The sequence below is a fragment of the Clostridium sp. genome (assembly GCF_036569345.1).
In the GTDB taxonomy this organism is placed as follows: Bacteria; Bacillota; Clostridia; order Clostridiales; family Clostridiaceae; genus Clostridium_AD.
Genome location: NZ_DATCQT010000106.1, coordinates 27,215 through 47,664 on the forward strand (window position 1 = coordinate 27,215; position 20,450 = coordinate 47,664).

Sequence of the window (20,450 nt, forward strand, 5' to 3'; positions counted from 1 at the left end):
GAAAATATAAAATCATATTTGTTTTTAAATTAATAATGAAAAAATTACAATACTTTAATAGATATTAATACATATACTCTAATCTATATAAATATATATAAATTAGAGCATTTATAATTTAGGGGGGAAGTATGAAAAAGACCATTGGATTAATATTTATTCTAACTGCAATGGCTTTTGCACTATTTTCATTAAAAAGTTCGTTTAAAGAATATAAGGTTACAATGAAAACTGATGTTTTAAAATCACAAATTTTGTTGAAGGGATTAAGTAATGCAGTAGATTTTACTAAAGACAATGAAGGAAACTATTATGTAGCTTTCAAAGATAGAGTACAGTACATAGATAAAGCTGGCAGGGCTTATAATATATTTACAAATAAGAAGCTAAGTATAACAAGTTTGGATTATAACAATAAAATATTATATTATGCATCTGGTACCTTCGTATATTCATATAATATAATATCAAAAGAAAACAAAGAAATAATTAAGAATATACCTAATTATGGAGACTATAATAGTAGTTTGATTCGAATAAATGGGGATTACTTATTTGTGACAATAGGCGCCGCAACAAATTCAGGAGTGGTGGGTCCGGACAATAAGTGGCTAGATGATTTTCCTCAAAATCATGATATTTCTCCAAAGAGTTTAACTATAAAAGGGACTGGTTTTGGAGAGAATAAAACAGGAGCATTTGTTTCCTATCAAACTAGGAACTTGAAGGGACAAATGATAACCCAGCATTTGATTGGAAATTCATCAATAATAATTTATAATCTTAAAACTGGGACACAAGGAAACTTTGCTTGGGGTATAAGAAATATGAAGGGAATGGATTTTAACAGTGAAGGGAAATTATTGGTTAGTGTTGGAGGAATGGAGGATAGGGGATTAAGGCCCGTAAAGGGAGATAGCGATTATATATATCAAATCAAAAAAAATGCATGGTATGGTTTTCCAGATTATGCTGGAGGAGATCCAATAATATCACCTAAATTTAAAAATTCGTTGAATGCTTCAATACCATTTATTTTAGATAATCAACCTACAACAAATCCTCCTGCACCAATTTATCAACACAAAGCAGTGGATAGTTTAGTAAGTTTAGCAATTGATAAAACAGGAATATTAGGAGATACAGACTGTATATATTTCTATGAAAAGAATGATAATAGTATATATAGTTTGAAAAAAATCGGTGCACTTAAAGAAGTAGTAAAATTTGGAAATAATACAAATATATCTAGCATGAAATTTTTTAATGATTTAATTGTGTTGGATTCCAAAAGTGGATATCTAATTAGCATAAAGAAAAATGAGAACATTGATAACAGTAGGGTTATGCAGAGATTTACTTATTATTTATTAGTGATTGTGGTAACTCTAATAGTGAGTATACTTGCCGGTTTGAGCAAAAAGAACTAGAATATAGTAAGTAAATATTATTAAGAGAAATTCAAATATGTTTTTAAAGCATATTTAGCGTATACTAAAGTAAGAGGTGAACAGTTTGAAGAAAAGATTTGAATATACCTATGGAAAAACTTTAAAAGGATTAATGGTAACAATAAATCCAATCAAAAAAAAGATTATGAAAACTCATTGTATAGTTCATAAATTTATTAATATTCAAGCCATCGAAATATTGAAAAATCAGGGATACAGTGAAGTTCATAGTTTTTACAAAGGACATATAAATGAACTAAATAATGGGGTTACATGGGCAGATCAAGATTTTAAAAGCTCGAATCATTTTTATCATTATAGAAAGGGCACAGGTCTTTATGGATTTTCAAATGCCTTAGCTGAATTTGATAAATATTATAAATGTGCCCTAAGATTTATAGAAGCAGGGGATTCAAGGCAAGCACTGTTTTATTTTGGAGCAGCGTGTCATTTAGTACAAGATGCCACTGTGCCTCAACATGTAAACAATAAACTTTTAAAAAATCACAGGAACTTCGAGCTTTGGATTATAAGTAGATTAATGAGTGATTATTCTTTTCCTATCTATAATGAAATAATAAGACAGGATAATGTAGAAGACTATATAAAGAATAATGCTATATTTGCTAGTAACACTCATATTGCTAATGCAAACATAAAAAACAGGGAAGATAAATATAAGAAAGTATCTACCCTTATAGTTCAGAGAGCGCAAAAGACAACAGCAGGATTAATGCTAGATTTTTACAATGAAATTAAAAAATAATTCCTTTATTTTAAAGGAATTATTTTGTTTTTGAAGAATAAATAAAATAAAGTAAAAACTCATAAAATTTTATTATTCGCGGGGGGAGGGAGATTAGCAATTGAAAAGGGAGGTATTTATAAATTTAGAGAAAGAAATTTTCAAAGGTAATTTGTTAGATATAGGTTTTTCTAACCATGGAATTATATATAATATCTACAAACAATATAATGATGATAGCAGTAGTATAGATTATATAGAGGGTAAGGATGAAAAAAGAGCAATTGAAGAAGGGACATATGACAGCTGTGCACTGTTTTTTACTTTAAGTGATGTAAAATTCACGCAAAGTAAAAATAAATTGATTGGAGATATATATAAATATTTAAAAACAGATGGTTTGTTATATATATGGGATATAGATAAAGGGTTTGCTAAAATTTTTAATTCGAAAATAAAGATTGTGTTACCTGATAAGAACACAAAACAAATAAACAAAATAGACTTAAATATATTTAAAGATAGTTCTAAAGAAAACACAATGAAAATTTTATTGCCTTATTTTGAAATAGTAACACTTAAAAATTCAGACAATGTTTATTATATGATATGTAAGAAGAAAGGTTTAAAAAAAGCATAAAGATAGAGGGTATATGTTTATTATGCCCTCAGAATTTTTGGATGCAATTGAAGATTTGTGATAACATGTTTTATAGATGAGCTAAGAAAGGAAGTAAAAATGAAAGTATTGTTAGTTGGAGTAAATTCGAGGTTTACACATAGTAACCTTGCAATTAGATATTTAAAAGCCTTTACTGAGGATCTAAATTATGAATCTCTCATAAGAGAGTTTTCTATAAATGATAGAGTAGAAAGAATTGTACAAGAAATTATATCAGAGAAAGCAGATATAGTCGTTTTATCTTGTTACATATGGAATAAATATTATGTTAAACAGATATCTAATTTAATTAAACTTATAGATAATAATATAAAATTGTTATATGGAGGGCCAGAAGTATCCTTTGACAGTGAGAATTATTTAAAAGATAGTCTATCAGATTATTTAATTGAGGGAGAAGGAGAAGAAACCTTCAGAGAGTTTATAAAATGTATGATAGAGAATATTAGCCTTAAAGATGTTAAGGGCTTATACTATAAAGAAAATGGTCAAATATTTTATGGGGGAAAAAGAAAACTTATGGACATAAATACCATTGTGTTCCCCTACACTAAGGATGATGATTTAAACAATAAAATAATATATTATGAATCATCACGAGGATGTCCATTCAACTGCAAATACTGTCTTTCTTCAACTATACGTGGCGTTAGGTTTATGAATTTAGAAAGGGTTAAAAGGGATTTGAAATTTTTAATAGATAAAAAAGTGAAACTCATAAAATTTGTTGATAGGACTTTTAATTGCAACGATGAATTCGCTATGGGTATTTGGGGATATTTAATGAGTTTAGATATCGAAACCACTTTTCATTTTGAAATCTCAGCAGATATACTAAATGATAAGCAGCTTAAACTTTTAGAAAAAGCTCCTAAGGGTAGGTTCCAATTTGAAGTTGGAGTTCAGACTACAAATAATGAAGTATTAAAAAACATAAACAGATTCGTAGTTTTTGAGGATATAAAAAAGCAGGTTGTTCAGCTAAATAAGTATGGCAATATAAAGCAGCATCTAGATTTAATTGCAGGACTTCCAGGAGAAAATCTTGAATCATTTAAAAAATCTTTTAATGATTTGTACACAATAGAGCCGGATGAAATACAACTTGGATTCTTGAAAATATTAAAAGGGGCTCCTATGAAGGATGAAGTGAAAAAATGGGGAATGGTATATGCTCCATATCCACCTTATGAGATCTTAAAGACAAGTGATATAAGTTATGAGGAAATCATTCTTTTAAAAAGAGTTGAAGAGGTAGTGGATAAATACTATAATTCTGGTAAATTTAAAACTATATTAAAATACTTTATCCCTAATTTTGAAAATGTATTTGATTTTTATTTAAGCTTAGGTACGTTTTTTTATGATAAAGGATATCTAAGTAGAAGTATATCATCAGTGGATTATTATAAAATATTTTTAGAGTTTAATGAGCAGTATCTACACTTTGATAATAAAATTTTAAAAGAAATTGTTAAGTTTGATTATTTGGAGTTTAATAAGAAAAAATATATGCCTGACTTTCTTTTAAGAGATTCTAGTAAAAACTTTGAAAGATATCTAAAAGATTCTCAAAGAAAAGGTGATATAGAACTGCCTTACACGGATTATCATTTAGAGAATTTCAAGATAGACATTATTAAGTTTTTGGACAATGGACAAATAAGTGAAGGCGAATTTTATTTGATTTTTGATATGAGTGAAGCTGAAAGCATAACAGATATATCTTATTTTATTAATAAGTAAATTTGGTAAAAATAAGGTGTCTTTTAAGATACCTTATTTTTTTGTGAAAAATTAAGTTGATGAAATCAGTTATTTATATTAGAATATATGGTGTATATAATTAAAATTTATTGCGTAAGGCAATTAATATAAGAAAAAGGAGAATGAACATGGCAGTTAGAAAAATTTTGCAATATGGAGACAAACGTCTTAATACAATTTGCGAGAAGGTTGAAAAAATAGACAAAAGGATTTTAAACTTAATTGACGATATGATGGATACCCTTTATGAGGGTAATGGGATAGGCCTAGCCGCTCCTCAAATAGGTGTTTTAAAAAGAGTTATATTAATTGATTTAGGTGAAGAAGAGGAAGATCCAATAATTATTATAAATCCTAAAATTACAGCTCAGTCTGGTAATGAAAAGGATAATGAAGGTTGTCTAAGCTATTTGGGATATGAAGGTGAAGTATTTAGACCTACAAATGTTACTGTTGAAGGGATAAATATTAAAGGAAAACCAGTAACATATGAGGCTGAGGGGTTACTAGCAAGAGCCTTTTGTCATGAAATTGACCATTTAGATGGAATATTATATATGTCCAGAGCTGAGACAATGTATGAACTAATTCCGGAATAATAATATTATATTAGAAATGATGTTTAAAAGGCGTAGGGTATGATTACTAAAATCATACCCTACGCCTTTTTTATTTTTTTAACATATTGATATTTTAATAGACAAATGTTAATATAATATGGAATACTGGTGTATATACACTGGTATATGCATATAAAGAGAGGTGTATTGGCAAATGCAAGAGTTAAAAGAGAAGATTCAGCAATTGAAGGTAGAAAAAAATGCTTTGATTTTAGCACATTACTATCAAAACGATGATATTCAAGAGATAGCTGATTTTGTAGGAGATTCTTATTATCTTAGTAAAAAAGCCAAAGAATGTAACCAGCAGACTATAGTATTTTGTGGAGTAAAGTTTATGGCTGAGAGTGCAAAAATACTATCACCAGAAAAAACAGTGTTACTTCCCAATATAGAGGCTGGATGTACTATGGCAGATATGATTAATGGAGAAGATGTTCGGGAGCTTAAAGAGCAACACCCAAATGCAAAGGTTGTATGTTATATAAATTCCACAGCAGAAGTGAAAGCAGAAAGTGATATATGCTGTACTTCTTCAAATGCATTAAAAATAATTAATAACTTAAATAGTGATGAAATAATTTTTATACCAGATAAAAATTTAGGTGAATATATAAATGAAAAAGCTCATGTTAAGAACATGATTTTATGGAATGGTTTTTGTCGCGTACATGAATTTGTGAGTGCAGAAGAGATCATTGAAGTTAAAAACGCAGATAAACACATAAAAATATTAGTTCACCCAGAGTGTAATAGAGAAATTAGAAAATTAGCTGATTTTATAGGAAGCACTGGAGATATAATTAAATTTGCTACTCATGACGATGGAGAAAAATATATGATTGTGACAGAAGAAGGTATACTTTACGATTTAAAGAATAAAAATCCTAATAAGAAATTTATAACACCAAAGACACCTATGACATGTTGCAGTATGAAGAGAAATACTCTAGATGATGTTTACAAAAGTCTTCTTTATAAACAGCATGAAATAACGTTAGATGAAGATATAAGACAAGCGGCGCACAAATGTCTTAGTGTTATGCATGAAATGGCGAGGTGATTTTATGGAAATTTCTGTAGATGTCTTAATAGTTGGAACAGGGGCAGCTGGTTTGTATGCCGCATTAAATCTAGATGAAAACTTAAATATACTTTTAATAACTAAAGATTCGGTAGAAGAATGCAATACTTCTTTAGCTCAAGGAGGAATATCAGTAGCTAGAGATGAAAAGGATTTTGATCTATTTATACAAGATACACTAAAAGCAGGAAAATTTAAAAATTCCAAGCAAGCTGTAAAAACCTTAGTATATGAATCAATAGATAATATAAATAAAGTAAAAGATTATGGAGTTAGCTTTGAATTAGAAAATGGACAATTGAAATATACAAAGGAAGGTGCGCATAGTATCAATAGAATTGTTTATCATAAAGATGAAACTGGGAAAGAGCTTTTTCTATCTTTATTAGAGGTAATTAAAACTAAAAAAAATGTTAGAATATTTGAAAATACTACTTTGCTTGATATTATTATTGAAAACGATATATGTTGTGGAGGAATAGTCACAAAGGGCGAAGAGCGAATAAATATATATTCTAAAGAAACTATTTTAGCAACAGGTGGCATTGGAGGTCTATTTAGAAATTCAACTAACAGGAGAGGTTTAACTGGGGATGGAATAGCTATTGCACTAAGACATAATATTAAAACCTCTAATTTAGATTATGTGCAGTTTCACCCAACTGCGTTATACGACGAGAATGAGAATTGTGAGAAATTCCTTATATCGGAGTCACTAAGAGGTGAAGGTGCCAAACTTCTAAATCAGCAAGGCAAAAGATTCGTTGATGAACTTTTACCAAGAGATGTAGTTGCAAGGGCAGTTTACGATGAAGAAGAAAAGTCGAGTAAACCATTTGTGTTTTTGGATATTTCATTTAAGGGCAAGGAGTATATTATAAATAGGTTCCCAGGAATTTATAAAAGATGTTTGGAGAGCGGCATAGACATTACCAAAGATAAAATACCAGTAACACCAGTACAACATTATCATATGGGGGGAGTCGCTGTTGACCTATTTTCTAGAACATCTATGGAACATTTATTTGCTTGTGGTGAGGTGAGTTGCACAGGTGTACATGGAGCAAACAGGTTAGCAAGTAACTCATTACTAGAAGCCTTGGTTTTTTCTAGAAGGGCTTCTGAGTTTATAAATAAATCTATAAGTGATATTACTAATTTAAATTATAAAAATATTAATGCTTCAAACTATGAAAACATAAAGGACATAAACACCCTTAGAAATTATAGTGAAATTAATAAAACTATAATTATAGATAAATTTAAGAGAATGGGAGAGGGAATAAGGAATGAATTGGTTAATTATTGATAAGCTTATTATAGATGCAATAAAAGAAGATGTACCTCAAAACGATATTACAACTGAATTTATTATAAATGATGGATGTAATTGTAGTGTTGAGTTAATAGCTAAAGAAAATGGAGTAATTGCTGGACTTCCTGTATTTGGGAGGGTTTTTAAAATACTTGGTGAGGTTAATATAGAGTTTTTAAAACATGATGGAGATATAGTTACGGGTGGGGAGTGCATTGCAAAACTAAGTGGTAATACAAAACATATATTGACAGGTGAAAGAATTGCATTAAATTATCTTCAAAGAATGAGTGGCATTGCTACTTTAACTAAAACTTATGTAGATAAATTAGTTGGTAGTGGAGCTAAAATTTTGGATACAAGAAAAACTACACCTAACATGAGGATATTTGAAAAATATGCTGTAAAAATTGGTGGAGGTTGTAACCATAGATATAATCTCTCTGATAGTGTGCTGATAAAAGAAAACCATATAAGTGCTGCTGGAGGAATAAAAGAGGCAGTTAATATTATACGTGCAAATGTTTCATTTGTTAAAAAGATCGAAGTTGAAGTTGAATCTTTAAATCAAATTAATGAAGCTCTAGAAGTTAAGGTAGATATTATAATGCTGGATAACATGGACGAGCTAGATATGAAAAAAGCAGTAGAAATAATTAATAAAAAAGCAATAGTTGAAGCATCTGGAAATATAACACTTGATAATATTATGAGCGTAGCAAACTGCGGAGTTGATTATATATCTGTGGGAGCATTGACTCATTCTTTTAAAGCGTTAGATTTAAGTATGAAGAATTTAGTTAATAGATAATAAAGTATGGGAGCTCTCCTGCGTGCCTTGCAACCAAACTCGAAACATGAAATTTGATTAAGAAATTCTAATCTTTTGCAATAGAAAATGAAATATTTTTCTTGAATAATGCTAACAAAAGTATATATTGCTAGAATTACTTGGCGACGTGAACGCATTTCTAGCAATATATACTTTTCGTTATAGCATAATCTATAAAAACCTTTATTGTTTAAATCTCAAGACATTTATTAATATAAGATTTTAGTCTATCATTCCAAGATGGAATTTCAATATTAAGGGAATCTTTTATAAGAGTACTATCTACGCAGGTATATTTGGATTCTTTGATGATATTGGATAAAAGTTTATCTGAACTTACAATTAATGGAACGTTAAGATTACCAAATTCTATTATACTCTTTATTAACATTGATTTTGACAAATAGCCCTCATTAGTATAGTTATATATCCCATACTTATCAGTAGCTAGAAGTTTCTGAAGGACTGAAGTTAAATCTTCAATATGAGTTATACAAATAGTAGGATTTGAAAATAGATAAATTGATGTGTGTTTACCATTTATTAGTTTTCGCACAAAACAATCATTTCCACCAAATATGTTTGAGGTGCGGATAATAAAATATTTTTCACAAATAGTTTGGATTAATTCTTCCCCCCCTAATTTACTCTTGCTATATGTGTTTAATGGAGTACAGTCATTAACTTCCCTGTAGGGTGATGTTTTATTATCACCGTATACATCTGCATTAGACAGGTATATAAGGGGTATATTAAGCAAATTACAGCAATGAGAAATGTTTAAAGTTCCAATAGTGTTTACGCCATAGGCCAAAGCTTCATTGTACTCACAAATATATTTATTTGTTATAGCTGCTGTATGGATTACAGCGTCAGGCTTTAATAGATTCAGGGTTTTCTCAATAGCTATTTTATCTGTTACGTCAAGTTCATTTTTATCTAACCCATATATAGTATGCAATTTTGACAAGGCGCTACAAAAATAAGTTCCAATATTACCCTTTGCACCAGTTATTAGAATTTTCATAAATACCTCCTAAAAGTTCATGATATTATAGTATATGATGGTCAAACTTTATTATTAAAGAATTAGATAATTTGTTATGTGGAATTTTCAAGTATATAAAGTAAGGAAAATTAACTGATAAAGATTTGAGAGAATACTTTCATGTTTAAATGACAAACTATAAATTATGGAATCCGGAGAAATACATAAAAGATATTAACTAATAATTATTATTAGTTGAACGCTTTTGGTAAATGTGGTAAAATATATTATACATAAGATAATACATAAGATAATTAAAATCATATAAATATATATGCAGATAATTCTTTTCTACTAAGAGAGATATAAGGAGGATTTTAAAATGAAAACAACAAAATTAAAAGACAATATTTACTGGATTGGTGTAAATGACCCTAACCTTAAGGTATTTGACATTATAATGGAGACAAAGAAAGGAACTACATATAATTCATATTTAATTGATGATGAAAAAATTGCTATAATAGATGCTGTTAAGGATGGTTTTTTTGGAGAGTTTTTAGGCAAAATAAAAGGTATCATTGGAGAGAAAAAAGTTGATTACATAATTGTGCAACATACTGAACTCGACCATAGTGGTTCTTTAGGAAAGTTAATAGAAGCTTATCCTGAAGCTACTGTTGTTGGATCTAGAGCTGCTATAAAATATTTGGGACAGATTGCTAACAAAGAATTTAAAAGCATACCAGCAGGAGAAGACATCTCACTCGGTAAAAACACACTTCAATTTATTTCTGCACCAAATTTACACTGGCCTGATACAATGTTTACATATGTTAAGGAACAAAAAATATTATTTACTTGTGATGTAATGGGCTGTCACTATTCACCAGTTAAATGTATTACTGATGATTGCGCAGGTGATTATTTTGATGAAATGAAATACTATTTTGAGGTTATAATGGGGCCTTTTAAAAAGTTCGTAAATTCAGGACTGGATAAAATTAAAGACTTACAATTAGATATGGTAGCTCCAAGTCATGGTCCTATACATATAAATGATGTTAAAAAGTATATAGATCTTTATAGAGAATGGGCTAAAGTTTATGAGATAAAAGAAAAAAATGTTCAAATTTTTTATGTTTCCGCCTATAATAATACTAAAATTATGGGTGAATATTTAGCTAGGAAAATAAATAATGCTGGGGTAAAGGCTGAGGCTCATGAAATTACTTCTATGAATCTAAGTGATATTGTGGAATTGATTAATAAAGCCTCTGGTATTATGATTGGTTCTCCAACTATTAATCAAGATGCTGTAAAGCCTGCTTGGGATGTTCTATCTCTTGTATGCCCTATTATAAACAGAGGCAAAGCAGCAGCTGCTTTCGGTTCATATGGATGGAGTGGAGAAGGAACTCCTATGCTCACACAAAGATTAAAGTCACTGAAATTTAAAGTAGTAGAAGAAGGACTAAAATTCAATTTTGTTCCTAGTGACGAAGAATATGAGAAAGCAGACAAATTTGTGGAAGAGTATCTTCAAATTTTAAAATAAAGATACTTGATTTAAAATATTTTAATAATAAAAAAAGAAAATCTCACTTTAATAGTGAAATTTTTCTTTTTTTTTATACGAATTAAAAATATTTTAAATAAAGCGAATATAATAATTGATATATTAAATAATATTATTATAAAACAAATATATTTCAACGATTTTACATAATCATAAAATTAGGATTAATAATTTACAGACACTATGGAGGGGTTATATTTGAATAAACAATATATAATAAATTTTTTAAATAAAAATGGCCTAAGTGAGATAGCTGAAATTGAATATAAAAAGGAAACTATAGCTCTTAAATTTAAATATTATTATGATAATGTAGAAATTGAAGCGGCTACAGCTTATGCAAATGAAGAAGGAGATTTTAAACTGGAAAAAGAAGATTGGTATGAAGAATTTTTTCTGCCATATTTAAGTGATATTGCAGCAGATAATGTTGAAGATATTATGGAAGAATGTACTGAGAAACTTGATATTGAATATGAATTTATTGGGTGTGATATATCACAAGATGAATATGAATTTAATGAATTCGCAGTAGTTTTTTATTCTAAAGATGTTAATATGGAAATTGATGATATATTAATGGAATTAGATCTCTAAATTAATTGTTATGATGTTATGTGGATTTATTAAGCCACTTTTTTTAAAGTGGCTTTAATTTTCTGATATTTAACTATGACTTCATCTAGTTGTTGGCTGCATGATACAACTATTTTGTCTGTGGGTTTATTAAAATTCAACAGAAAATGTAAAATTGTTCTTAATGATTCTAATTCTTTTTTTAAAATTCTTAGTTTAATATTCATTTAATTTACCTCTTCTCCAGATTTTTGTTTTTGTGGAATAAATATATAATACCATATTATTCTATACATGTTAAATTTTTTATTAGTCATTAAAATATAAAAAATTACATAATAAACTATAATTTCTTTAAAAAAACAAGGATAATATGGTAAAATATACCAAGAAAACACATGGAGATGTTGAACGAACCTATTTGTAATTATATGTAAATGACGAAAAAGGTCTTAAATTTCTTGTGATATAATTATAAAAAGTAGCATATGTATGATTTCTATTTTTTATGTAAAAAACATTTTGCTATAATAAAAAAGTTGAAAATAGTATAGGAGTGGTAATATGAATATGGATGAATTAACGATCAGAGTAAATTGTCTTTATAAGAAAAGTAAAGAAGAGGGACTCACAGAGGAAGAGAAAATAGAGCAACAAGAATTAAGGCAAAAATATATTAACAATGTTAAAAGAAATTTCAAAGCACAATTAGATACAATTAAAAAAGTATAATAAATACATTAGAGACATTAACAAAATAAAAATAAATTTATAAAGTAATTGAAAGGGGGAGTTATAATGGCTGTTGTTACCATAGATGAATTAATAGAGCATTTTAATTTAGAAGTTCTAGTACAAGGAGACAAGAAGAAATTAATTACTGTTAGTGATTTTAATAGACCTGGTCTTCAAATTGCAGGATTTTACGAATATTTTGATAATACGAGAGTTCAATTAATAGGTATGGCAGAGTGGAGTTTTTTAGAATGCATGGAACCAGACCTTAGAAAGAAACGTTTAAACAAATATTTTAAATTAGACACACCCTGCGTTATATTAACTAGGTATTTGCAGCCTCACGCGGAAATTGTGAAGGCAGCCCAAGAAAATGGACGTTGGCTTCTACGAACAAAATCAATCTCCTCAAGATTTATTAGTAAGCTTACAAATTACTTGGATACTAAGCTAGCTCCAGAAACTAGGCTTCATGGTGTTCTAGTGGATGTCTATGGTATAGGAATATTATTGAGTGGAGAAAGTGGGATAGGTAAGAGTGAATGTGCTTTGGAGCTAATAAAGAGGGGCCATAGGCTGATTGCAGATGATGCAGTAGATATTAAAGAAATTGATGGTATGTTACTTGGACATTGTCCATACATAACTTCAGGCATGCTAGAGGTCAGAGGTATGGGGATAATAGATATCCCTGCAATTTACGGTATGAGTTCCGTTCTAAACACTAAGACTATTAGTTTGTTTATTTCACTTACTCAATGGGACGAGAGTGAAGAATATGATAGACTTGGTATAGATAATCAATTTATGGATATATTAAGTGTGCCTATTAGAAAAATAACATTGCCTATTAGGCCAGGTAGAAATATAGCAGTGATTATTGAAGCAGCTGCAGCTAATTACCGATATAGTTTAAATTCTAAGATAACACCTGTAGAAACTATAAATATGAGAATCGAGGAAGTAACTAAAGCACGTAATGAATAGGTGGAAAATGGATTAACAAGACAGTTAATTTTTTGAAAGAAGTTTTTATGTTTGTAATTTAAGGAAAAATTTAGTAAAATAGTAAACGTAGAAAATAATTATCATAGGGAGGAAAAAAATATGTCTGATGTTAAAAAAGTAGAGAAAATTACGCCTGTTGTTAAAGATCTAGAAAAAAAATATGAATTAGCTTGGGACAAATATAATAAAAGTGATCTTGAAAAAGTATTTTCACTATCTGACAATTATATAGATTTTATGTCAAAATGCAAAACTGAAAGAGAATGCGTTACTGAGTTTATTACTTTAGCTAAAAAAAATGGTTACAAAGACATTGAAACTTACATAAATAATGATACTAAATTAAAACCTGGTGATAAAGTTTATGCGAATAGCATGGGAAAAACTTTAGCATTATTTTTAATTGGGTCTGAGCCTATTGAAAAGGGTTTTAAAATTTTAGGTGCGCATGTTGACTCACCAAGATTAGATCTAAAACAAAATCCATTATATGAGGATTCAGATTTAGCATTAGCTAAAACACATTATTATGGTGGAATTAAAAAGTATCAATGGGTTACATTACCTTTAGCTATACATGGTGTTGTTGTTAAGAAAGATGGAACAGTAGTGAATGTAGTAATAGGAGAAGATGAAAAAGAACCAGTAGTTGGAATTTCAGATCTTTTAGTTCACTTGTCAGCAGAGCAAATGAAAAAGACTTTAGACAAAGGTATTGAAGGTGAAGATTTAAATGTATTCATGGGGAGTATACCAATCGAGGATAAAGATGCTAAAAACAGAGTTAAGTTAAATATATTAAGACTTTTAAACGCTAAATATGATATAGATGAAGAAGATTTCGTATCATCAGAACTCGAAGTAGTACCTGCAGGGCGAGCTAGAAACTATGGGCTAGATAATAGTATGGTTATGGCTTATGGTCAAGATGATAGAGTTTGTGCGTACACATCTTATGAAGCATTAATGAATATTAAGAAAACAGACAAAACTTGTATTGTTTTACTTGTTGATAAAGAAGAAGTTGGAAGTATTGGTGCAACAGGAATGCAATCAAAATTCTTTGAAAATACAATAGCAGAAATTGTTAACTTAACGGGTAAATATAGTGACTTAAAGGTGAGAAGGGCATTAGCAAATTCTAAAATGTTATCTTCAGACGTAAGTGCCGCATATGATCCAAACTTCCCATCAGTTATGGAAAAACGTAATGCTGCATATTTTGGAAAAGGAATAGTTTTAAATAAGTACACCGGAGCTCGCGGGAAAAGTGGATGCAACGATGCAAATCCAGAATTTATTGCGCAACTTAGAACTATAATGGATAAACATAACGTATCATGGCAAACATCAGAACTTGGAAAAGTGGACCAAGGCGGCGGCGGTACTATAGCTTATATTTTAGCTGAGTATGGTATGCAGGTTATTGATTCAGGAGTTGCTCTTCATAACATGCATGCGCCATGGGAAATTGCAAGTAAAGCAGATATATACGAAGCTCTTAAAGCTTATGAAGCTTTTCTATTAGAAATATAAAATAAGAAAGTGTATATTACTACAACTGCTTTTCACTGCGCTGAGTAATTCTAAGCTAATATTATGAAAAACACTAAAAAGTAAAAACTCGCTATCCCCTTAGTATTCCTCATGGGGGCACAACAATTCTCAATTGTTGTGTGCTCAAACATTTACTTTTCTTAACGTATCTTTCATAATATTAGCAAAGAATTGCTAACGCTTGTTCAAATGCATTTTACGTAATATATACTTTCTTTACCTCACTAAAAGAAAAATTTATATTTAGTAAATAAAAAAGGGGGATGTGAAGACATCCTCTTTTATGATTCTAATGCATTTACGAAGATATTTAGGTCCTCATGGCTTAAGAAAACTGAACCAACAAGACCGTGACCTGTGTCTGATGTTGAAATTCCATGAAAATCAGAACCTGCAGTAATAAACTTGCTATATTCTTTAGCTTTTAATTTTAGAAGAGTCTTTTGTTTTTTTGTGTTTATTGGATAAACTGCTTCAATGCCATCAAAATCAAAGCTTAACATCTCATCTATAGATGATTTTTTAATTAGTACGGGATGGGCAAGTACAACTAATGCATTAACTTTTTTTAATATATTTATACCATCAGCTGTTGAAATTCTTTTAATGTGCACATATGCAGGGCTATCGTTTGAAAGAAAATTATCAAATATATATTTCCAATCATATTTGTAACCAGCATTTATAATGGCTTTAGCTATATGGGGCCTGGCTATTACACCTTGAGCCACATCTAAAACATTTTGGTAATCTAATTTTATATTGAAAAATATATCTAGATTTTCTATTATTTTTTTTGCTCTAAATATTCTAAAATCATCTATATCCTTTAAGAAATTTTGAAAATCAACATCTTTATATTTATCATCTTTAAAATAACCTAAAATATGAATGCTCTCATTATTGTGGGTAGTAGATAGTTCTATACCAGGGATTACCCTTATATTTTCACTTATACCATCTTTAATTCCTTGTTCAACATTTAAAGTAGTATCATGATCTGTTATTGCAATAATATCTAAACCATTTAGAGAAGCTTCATGAATTAGTTCCTTAGGACTTAGTTTTCCATCAGATGCAGTTGTATGAAGATGGAAATCACCTCGATTGTACATATAATCACCTCAAATTTATTGTTTAACATAAAACACATTTAAATAACAAGTCAGTAAACTAGTCTATGCTAGACTCATTTATACTAGCCTAGTCTATACTAGACTCATCTATATACATGTGCCCAGTACTATTTTAACCAATATTGGTGAATATATAAAGGGGTTCTTAATAAATAATTATTATTTTGTAATTATGTCTAAAAGTAAAAATATTTAAATCTAAATGATTTTGTGCAAAATGTTTGATATAATATGTTATTATAAGCAATAAACACTACTCTAAAGAGGTGGAAATCATAAATAATAATTTAATGAATGATAAAATAAATCTTATTATCGAAAATCCTAGCTTTGTTTATAATTTAAAGAAGATAGGCGAATTAGAAAAACATAGAAAATTCTGCTTGCATGATATGCAACACTTTTTAGATGTGGCAAGACTTATGTATATAATGAGTTTAGAAAATAATTTTAAAACACCAAAATATATGATTTATGCAACTGCACTTTTGCATGATATAGGTCGTGGAGAGCAGTATGAAAATGGGACTCCACATCATATTGCTAGTCTGATTATTGCTAAAAAAATATTGCAGGAGTGCAAATATACTGATGGAGAAATAAATGAGATTATAGGGGCCATAAGCAATCATAGAAATGATTCTGAAGATTTTAATAGTTTAAGTGACATATTATATAAGTGTGACAAACTTTCAAGAAATTGTGTCCATTGCATTGCTATTGATGATTGTAAATGGCCCCAAGATAAGAGAAATTTGAAGATAACATATTGAAAAAAACAATTCATGATTTAAAGCGTGGATTGATTAAGACTTTTTTAGGAGGAAATTCATGAAAATAGGAAACCGAGATTTTGAAATTGGTAAGAGAACTTACATAATGGGAATTTTAAATATTACTCCTGATTCTTTTTCAGATGGAGGAAAATTTAATGATATAAGTGCAGCAATAAATCATGCAAAAAAAATGGTGGCTGAAGGAGTAGATATTATCGATATTGGAGGAGAATCTACAAGGCCTGGGCACTCATTAGTTAGTGAAGAAGAAGAAATTAAAAGAATAGTTCCAATAATAGAGGCTTTAAAGAAGGAACTGAGTGTTCCAATTTCTGTGGATACATATAAAGGTACGGTTGCAGAAATTGCAATTAAGGCAGGAGCAGATATGATTAATGATATATGGGGGTTTAAGAAGGACCCATACATGGCGATAGTTGCTGCCAAATATAATGTACCTTGTTGTTTAATGCATAATAGAGGCAATAAAATTTACAATAATTTAATTGAAGATGTATTAAAGGATTTAGAAGAAAGTATATCAATTGCACTAAAAGCAGGAGTTAAAAAAGAAAATATTATTTTGGACCCAGGCATCGGTTTTGCAAAAAGCTATGAGGATAATTTAAAAACTATTAATAACCTAGAAAAGCTGAATACATTAGGGTACCCAGTATTGCTTGGAACCTCAAGAAAATCTATGTTAGGATTTGCACAAGGATTAAATGTAGACAATAGGTTAGAGGGAACACTGGCAACTACAGCTATTGGGATAATGAAGGGTTGTGAATTTATAAGGGTGCATGATATAAAAGAAAATAAAAGGGTTTGTGTCTTATCAGATGCTATATTCAGAAGTTAAGGTAATACACTTAACTATAAAGGAGAAAATTCTATGGACAAAATGTACATTAAAGATTTAGAAGTTTACGCACACCATGGCGTGTTTCAAGAGGAAAAAACCTTGGGACAACGTTTCTTAATTTCATTGGAGCTTTTCCTTAGTTTAAGAGAAGCGGGCACCACTGATGATATAACAAAAACTGTTCATTATGGCGAGCTTTGCCAATTGGTGGAGAAAGAATTTACCAAGGAAAACTATGATTTAATAGAAAAAGCTACAGAAAAATTAGCTGAGTTTATACTCTTAAATTATGATTTAGTTCAAAGAGTAAAGGTTAAAATTAAAAAACCTTGGGCCCCTATTGGAAAGCCACTTAAATATGCAGCGGTAGAAATAGATAGAAAATGGCATATAACATATATTGGTGTGGGTTCAAATATGGGTGACAAAGAGAAAAATGTGAAAGATGCATTAGAGCTTATAAATAATTCTCATAATACTAAAATAACAAAAACATCAAAGTTTTATGAAACTAAGCCAGTAGGATATCTAAATCAAGAGGACTTCTTAAACTGTGTTGTTGAAGTGAAAACACTTTTGAGTCCATTAGAACTTGTAAGATCTCTGTTATCTATAGAAAAGGAATTAAAAAGGGAGAGAGTTATAAGATGGGGTCCTAGAACAATAGATTTGGATGTATTATTGTATGATAATGTTATTAGTTCTTTAGAAGAAATAATATTACCTCATCCAAGAATGCAGGAGCGAATGTTTGTTTTAGAGCCACTTTGCGATATAGCACCTTATGTTATACATCCGATTTTAAATAAAACTATAATTCAAATGAAGACAACGTTGCAAAATAATTAGGATTTTTAAATTGTTATTTTTATAGATGATTAAAAGGAAATAAAAGCATAAATACTTTTATTTCTTTTTTTATATATCGATAATTGGCTTAGATGGGTAAAAAACAAATGTTTTATTTAGGTATAAGGTATTTGCATAGTCCATAAAGATTATAGGCTTTGAACATTTTAGTTGTATCAATGTAATCCATGCTGTAATCACCATCCCAGGGGTATATTGAAATAGTTTTTTCGTTATAGATATTTATCATATATTTATTTTTACTAAAGGTTAAAAATATTTTATATATTGGTTTAGCTGGTAAGTTCGCGGGTTTATTTATGAAACTAGCATCATTTAATGAATTAAAAAAATTAGTAAATGTGGATAAATCCTCTTTAGAAAAATCTTCCTTCTTGTAAAAATTCATATATAGAGCATAAAGCTCAGTAGGTGGTTCTAGAGACAAATCCTTCATTAATAAATTGGTATAATAATAATTGGTTGGTTTACTTTTTATAAAAATGCTTTTATCAAAACTGTATTTACAGCCAAAGAGGCCTAAAGAAAAAAGCATACACATTATGAGTAAAATACATTTTTTTATATTAATACTCAAATAATCACATCCTTTAACGACATTTAAACAGTGTAGGTGATGATTTAACGCTCCTGTAAATAAAATATGTTGAACAATTATATTTTAGTACACAATACGAATATATGGCATGTTTTATTGTTGCTTAAGGAAATATTAGACAGTTATTAAATAGTTTGATACAATATTGCATGGGGGCGGAATACCATGGTAAATAATAGACACAGAGGTTTAAAAAAGTATATAGTATGTATTTTAGTAACATTTATTTGCACTATATTATTAGGAGCTTATATAGTAAGAGATTATAAAATAGGTCAAGAACAGAGCAAAGTAGCAATGGCATTAAACAGCAAACAAGAAGAGGCACGTATAAAAGTCTTAAAGATATATGATGGATTGGCGTTATCTACATTAGGAGATAGTATAACAAGGCAAGGCAAATGGCAACAATTTGTAGTATCAGAATTAGGATTTAGTAAGTTTAGTAATGAAGGTAAAAGTGGTACGACAGTAAGTGGAAGCTCTCAAAATGCTATGTGGCAAGATGCTCGAATAAATGAAATACCAAAAGGAAGCAATGTTATTTTATTTATGGGAGGAACAAATGATTGGGCGCAGAGCCTACCTTTGGGAAACATAGATAATACTGATACCAACACATTTTATGGAGCTTTGAATATTATTTATAGAAAATTAGTTTTAAGATTCCCAAACTCCGAAATAATATTTATGTCTACTACCTTTGGAATGTTGCCAAACCAAGGTGCATTTAAAGATAAAACTGGATTGGTAAATAATATTGGATTAATGAATATAGATTATGGGAAGGCAATAGGTCAATTTTCAATTGCTAAAAAAATTCCTTTTGTTGATTTAACTAATTGTTGGAATAAAGATAATATAACAAAGTATGTAACTAATGATAGTGGTGGTTATTTGCACCCTAATAAAGAAGGTGCTAATAAGATGGCTGAAGTTATTGTGAGTAGGTTGAGAGAAATTAAATTTATGAAATAATTGATTTTAAATAACTTGTTTGATAAATTAAAGCAAATAAGAATAATAAACAACTTGCAATAATTATATATATATGGTAAGATATTTTTTGTCAGACATGCCGAAGTGGTGGAACTGGCAGACGCGCTGGACTCAAAATCCAGAGGTGTAACAACCGTGCGGGTTCGATTCCCGCCTTCGGCACCAAAAGGCTTTCAAAGATTTCTTTGAAAGCCTTTTTTCATGCCCAAAACACTAGAATGGTGACTAAAAGGTGACTAGAATTTTAATTGTATTTAATATAAATAT

Annotated in this window: 21 protein-coding genes and 1 tRNA gene; 18 read left to right on the plus strand and 4 right to left on the minus strand. The window is 29.4% G+C overall.

Features of this window, described 5'->3' with window-relative positions:
- Nucleotides 1–131 precede the first annotated feature (131 nt).
- From VIM70_RS10750 to nadC, 8 genes are all read left to right on the plus strand, one after another.
- Nucleotides 132–1,430, plus strand: a complete 1,299-nt coding sequence (locus VIM70_RS10750) for a hypothetical protein (RefSeq protein ID WP_331945758.1) — start codon at nt 132–134, stop codon at nt 1,428–1,430.
- A gap of 85 nt (nt 1,431–1,515) precedes the next feature.
- Nucleotides 1,516–2,217 carry a zinc dependent phospholipase C family protein gene (locus VIM70_RS10755; protein ID WP_331945759.1) on the plus strand — a complete coding sequence of 234 codons (702 nt, stop codon included), beginning with the start codon at nt 1,516–1,518 and terminating at the stop codon, nt 2,215–2,217.
- Between the two features lie 100 nt (nt 2,218–2,317).
- Entirely contained in the window at nt 2,318–2,836 is a 519-nt protein-coding gene (locus tag VIM70_RS10760; RefSeq protein ID WP_331945760.1) for a class I SAM-dependent methyltransferase, read from the plus strand.
- A gap of 99 nt (nt 2,837–2,935) precedes the next feature.
- Nucleotides 2,936–4,624 carry a B12-binding domain-containing radical SAM protein gene (locus VIM70_RS10765; protein WP_331945761.1) on the plus strand — a complete coding sequence of 563 codons (1,689 nt, stop codon included), beginning with the start codon at nt 2,936–2,938 and terminating at the stop codon, nt 4,622–4,624.
- Between the two features lie 149 nt (nt 4,625–4,773).
- Nucleotides 4,774–5,244 carry a peptide deformylase gene (gene def, locus VIM70_RS10770; protein WP_331945762.1) on the plus strand — a complete coding sequence of 157 codons (471 nt, stop codon included), beginning with the start codon at nt 4,774–4,776 and terminating at the stop codon, nt 5,242–5,244.
- A gap of 175 nt (nt 5,245–5,419) precedes the next feature.
- Nucleotides 5,420–6,328: a quinolinate synthase NadA gene (gene nadA, locus VIM70_RS10775; RefSeq protein WP_331945763.1), complete on the plus strand. Its 909-nt coding sequence runs from the start codon at nt 5,420–5,422 to the stop codon at nt 6,326–6,328.
- Between the two features lie 4 nt (nt 6,329–6,332).
- Nucleotides 6,333–7,658: an L-aspartate oxidase gene (locus tag VIM70_RS10780; RefSeq protein ID WP_331945764.1), complete on the plus strand. Its 1,326-nt coding sequence runs from the start codon at nt 6,333–6,335 to the stop codon at nt 7,656–7,658.
- Nucleotides 7,639–8,475: a carboxylating nicotinate-nucleotide diphosphorylase gene (gene nadC, locus VIM70_RS10785; protein ID WP_331945765.1), complete on the plus strand. Its 837-nt coding sequence runs from the start codon at nt 7,639–7,641 to the stop codon at nt 8,473–8,475. The genes VIM70_RS10780 and nadC overlap by 20 nt, the downstream gene beginning before the upstream one ends.
- 211 nt (nt 8,476–8,686) lie before the next feature.
- Here nadC and VIM70_RS10790 read toward each other — a convergent pair whose 3' ends face one another.
- The gene (locus VIM70_RS10790) at nt 8,687–9,523 is read right to left on the minus strand and encodes an NAD(P)-dependent oxidoreductase (RefSeq protein ID WP_331945766.1); all 837 of its coding nucleotides are present in this window, start codon (nt 9,521–9,523) and stop codon (nt 8,687–8,689) included.
- A gap of 343 nt (nt 9,524–9,866) precedes the next feature.
- On the opposite strand from VIM70_RS10790, the gene VIM70_RS10795 reads away from it, so the two are divergent.
- Both VIM70_RS10795 and VIM70_RS10800 read left to right on the plus strand, forming a co-directional pair.
- A complete protein-coding gene (locus VIM70_RS10795) occupies nt 9,867–11,042 on the plus strand; it encodes an FprA family A-type flavoprotein (protein WP_331945767.1) in 1,176 nt (391 codons plus the stop codon).
- Nucleotides 11,043–11,261: 219 nt separating this feature from the next.
- A complete protein-coding gene (locus tag VIM70_RS10800) occupies nt 11,262–11,660 on the plus strand; it encodes a hypothetical protein (protein ID WP_331945768.1) in 399 nt (132 codons plus the stop codon).
- Between the two features lie 29 nt (nt 11,661–11,689).
- Here the strand turns inward: VIM70_RS10800 and VIM70_RS10805 are convergent, their stop codons facing one another.
- Complete coding sequence (locus VIM70_RS10805) at nt 11,690–11,866, minus strand: aspartyl-phosphate phosphatase Spo0E family protein (RefSeq protein ID WP_331945769.1); 177 nt, start codon at nt 11,864–11,866, stop codon at nt 11,690–11,692.
- Between the two features lie 337 nt (nt 11,867–12,203).
- Here VIM70_RS10805 and VIM70_RS10810 point away from each other — a divergent pair, with 337 nt between their 5' ends.
- The 3 genes from VIM70_RS10810 (at nt 12,204) to VIM70_RS10820 (ending at nt 14,918) form a co-directional block, all read left to right on the plus strand.
- Entirely contained in the window at nt 12,204–12,371 is a 168-nt protein-coding gene (locus tag VIM70_RS10810) for a DUF896 domain-containing protein (RefSeq protein ID WP_331945770.1), read from the plus strand.
- A gap of 66 nt (nt 12,372–12,437) precedes the next feature.
- Nucleotides 12,438–13,361, plus strand: coding sequence for an HPr(Ser) kinase/phosphatase (hprK, locus tag VIM70_RS10815; protein WP_331945771.1), 924 nt, complete (start codon nt 12,438–12,440; stop codon nt 13,359–13,361).
- 120 nt (nt 13,362–13,481) lie between these two features.
- Entirely contained in the window at nt 13,482–14,918 is a 1,437-nt protein-coding gene (locus VIM70_RS10820) for an aminopeptidase (RefSeq protein ID WP_331945772.1), read from the plus strand.
- A 302-nt stretch (nt 14,919–15,220) separates the two neighbouring features.
- Here the strand turns inward: VIM70_RS10820 and VIM70_RS10825 are convergent, their stop codons facing one another.
- Entirely contained in the window at nt 15,221–16,054 is an 834-nt protein-coding gene (locus VIM70_RS10825; RefSeq protein WP_331945773.1) for a PHP domain-containing protein, read from the minus strand.
- 311 nt (nt 16,055–16,365) lie between these two features.
- Between VIM70_RS10825 and VIM70_RS10830 the strand changes: the two genes are divergently transcribed.
- Genes VIM70_RS10830 through folK form a run of 3 tightly spaced genes read left to right on the plus strand, consistent with a single transcriptional unit; the run spans nt 16,366 to nt 18,565 of the window.
- Nucleotides 16,366–16,848 carry an HD domain-containing protein gene (locus tag VIM70_RS10830; RefSeq protein WP_331945774.1) on the plus strand — a complete coding sequence of 161 codons (483 nt, stop codon included), beginning with the start codon at nt 16,366–16,368 and terminating at the stop codon, nt 16,846–16,848.
- A gap of 58 nt (nt 16,849–16,906) precedes the next feature.
- Complete coding sequence (folP, locus tag VIM70_RS10835) at nt 16,907–17,713, plus strand: dihydropteroate synthase (RefSeq protein WP_331945775.1); 807 nt, start codon at nt 16,907–16,909, stop codon at nt 17,711–17,713.
- A gap of 33 nt (nt 17,714–17,746) precedes the next feature.
- Nucleotides 17,747–18,565 (plus strand): 2-amino-4-hydroxy-6-hydroxymethyldihydropteridine diphosphokinase, encoded by an 819-nt coding sequence (gene folK / locus VIM70_RS10840; protein WP_331945776.1) that lies wholly within the window; start codon nt 17,747–17,749, stop codon nt 18,563–18,565.
- A 112-nt stretch (nt 18,566–18,677) separates the two neighbouring features.
- Here the strand turns inward: folK and VIM70_RS10845 are convergent, their stop codons facing one another.
- Nucleotides 18,678–19,163, minus strand: a complete 486-nt coding sequence (locus VIM70_RS10845) for a DUF4883 family protein (RefSeq protein ID WP_331945777.1) — start codon at nt 19,161–19,163, stop codon at nt 18,678–18,680.
- Nucleotides 19,164–19,349: 186 nt separating this feature from the next.
- Between VIM70_RS10845 and VIM70_RS10850 the strand changes: the two genes are divergently transcribed.
- A complete protein-coding gene (locus VIM70_RS10850) occupies nt 19,350–20,162 on the plus strand; it encodes an SGNH/GDSL hydrolase family protein (RefSeq protein ID WP_331945778.1) in 813 nt (270 codons plus the stop codon).
- Between the two features lie 99 nt (nt 20,163–20,261).
- Nucleotides 20,262–20,348 (plus strand) — tRNA-Leu (locus VIM70_RS10855).
- The last annotated feature ends 102 nt before the right edge of the window (nt 20,349–20,450 follow it).

Coding starts and splice junctions, on each gene's coding strand:
- nadC (WP_331945765.1), top strand. CDS start 7,639: ATGAATTGGTTAATTATTGATAAGCTTATTATAGATGCAATAAAAGAA.
- VIM70_RS10825 (WP_331945773.1), bottom strand. CDS start 16,054: ATGTACAATCGAGGTGATTTCCATCTTCATACAACTGCATCTGATGGA.
- VIM70_RS10820 (WP_331945772.1), top strand. CDS start 13,482: ATGTCTGATGTTAAAAAAGTAGAGAAAATTACGCCTGTTGTTAAAGAT.
- VIM70_RS10750 (WP_331945758.1), top strand. CDS start 132: ATGAAAAAGACCATTGGATTAATATTTATTCTAACTGCAATGGCTTTT.
- hprK (WP_331945771.1), top strand. CDS start 12,438: ATGGCTGTTGTTACCATAGATGAATTAATAGAGCATTTTAATTTAGAA.
- folK (WP_331945776.1), top strand. CDS start 17,747: ATGGACAAAATGTACATTAAAGATTTAGAAGTTTACGCACACCATGGC.
- VIM70_RS10810 (WP_331945770.1), top strand. CDS start 12,204: ATGAATATGGATGAATTAACGATCAGAGTAAATTGTCTTTATAAGAAA.
- VIM70_RS10830 (WP_331945774.1), top strand. CDS start 16,366: ATGAATGATAAAATAAATCTTATTATCGAAAATCCTAGCTTTGTTTAT.
- VIM70_RS10850 (WP_331945778.1), top strand. CDS start 19,350: ATGGTAAATAATAGACACAGAGGTTTAAAAAAGTATATAGTATGTATT.
- folP (WP_331945775.1), top strand. CDS start 16,907: ATGAAAATAGGAAACCGAGATTTTGAAATTGGTAAGAGAACTTACATA.
- VIM70_RS10805 (WP_331945769.1), bottom strand. CDS start 11,866: ATGAATATTAAACTAAGAATTTTAAAAAAAGAATTAGAATCATTAAGA.
- VIM70_RS10790 (WP_331945766.1), bottom strand. CDS start 9,523: ATGAAAATTCTAATAACTGGTGCAAAGGGTAATATTGGAACTTATTTT.
- def (WP_331945762.1), top strand. CDS start 4,774: ATGGCAGTTAGAAAAATTTTGCAATATGGAGACAAACGTCTTAATACA.
- VIM70_RS10780 (WP_331945764.1), top strand. CDS start 6,333: ATGGAAATTTCTGTAGATGTCTTAATAGTTGGAACAGGGGCAGCTGGT.
- nadA (WP_331945763.1), top strand. CDS start 5,420: ATGCAAGAGTTAAAAGAGAAGATTCAGCAATTGAAGGTAGAAAAAAAT.
- VIM70_RS10795 (WP_331945767.1), top strand. CDS start 9,867: ATGAAAACAACAAAATTAAAAGACAATATTTACTGGATTGGTGTAAAT.
- VIM70_RS10765 (WP_331945761.1), top strand. CDS start 2,936: ATGAAAGTATTGTTAGTTGGAGTAAATTCGAGGTTTACACATAGTAAC.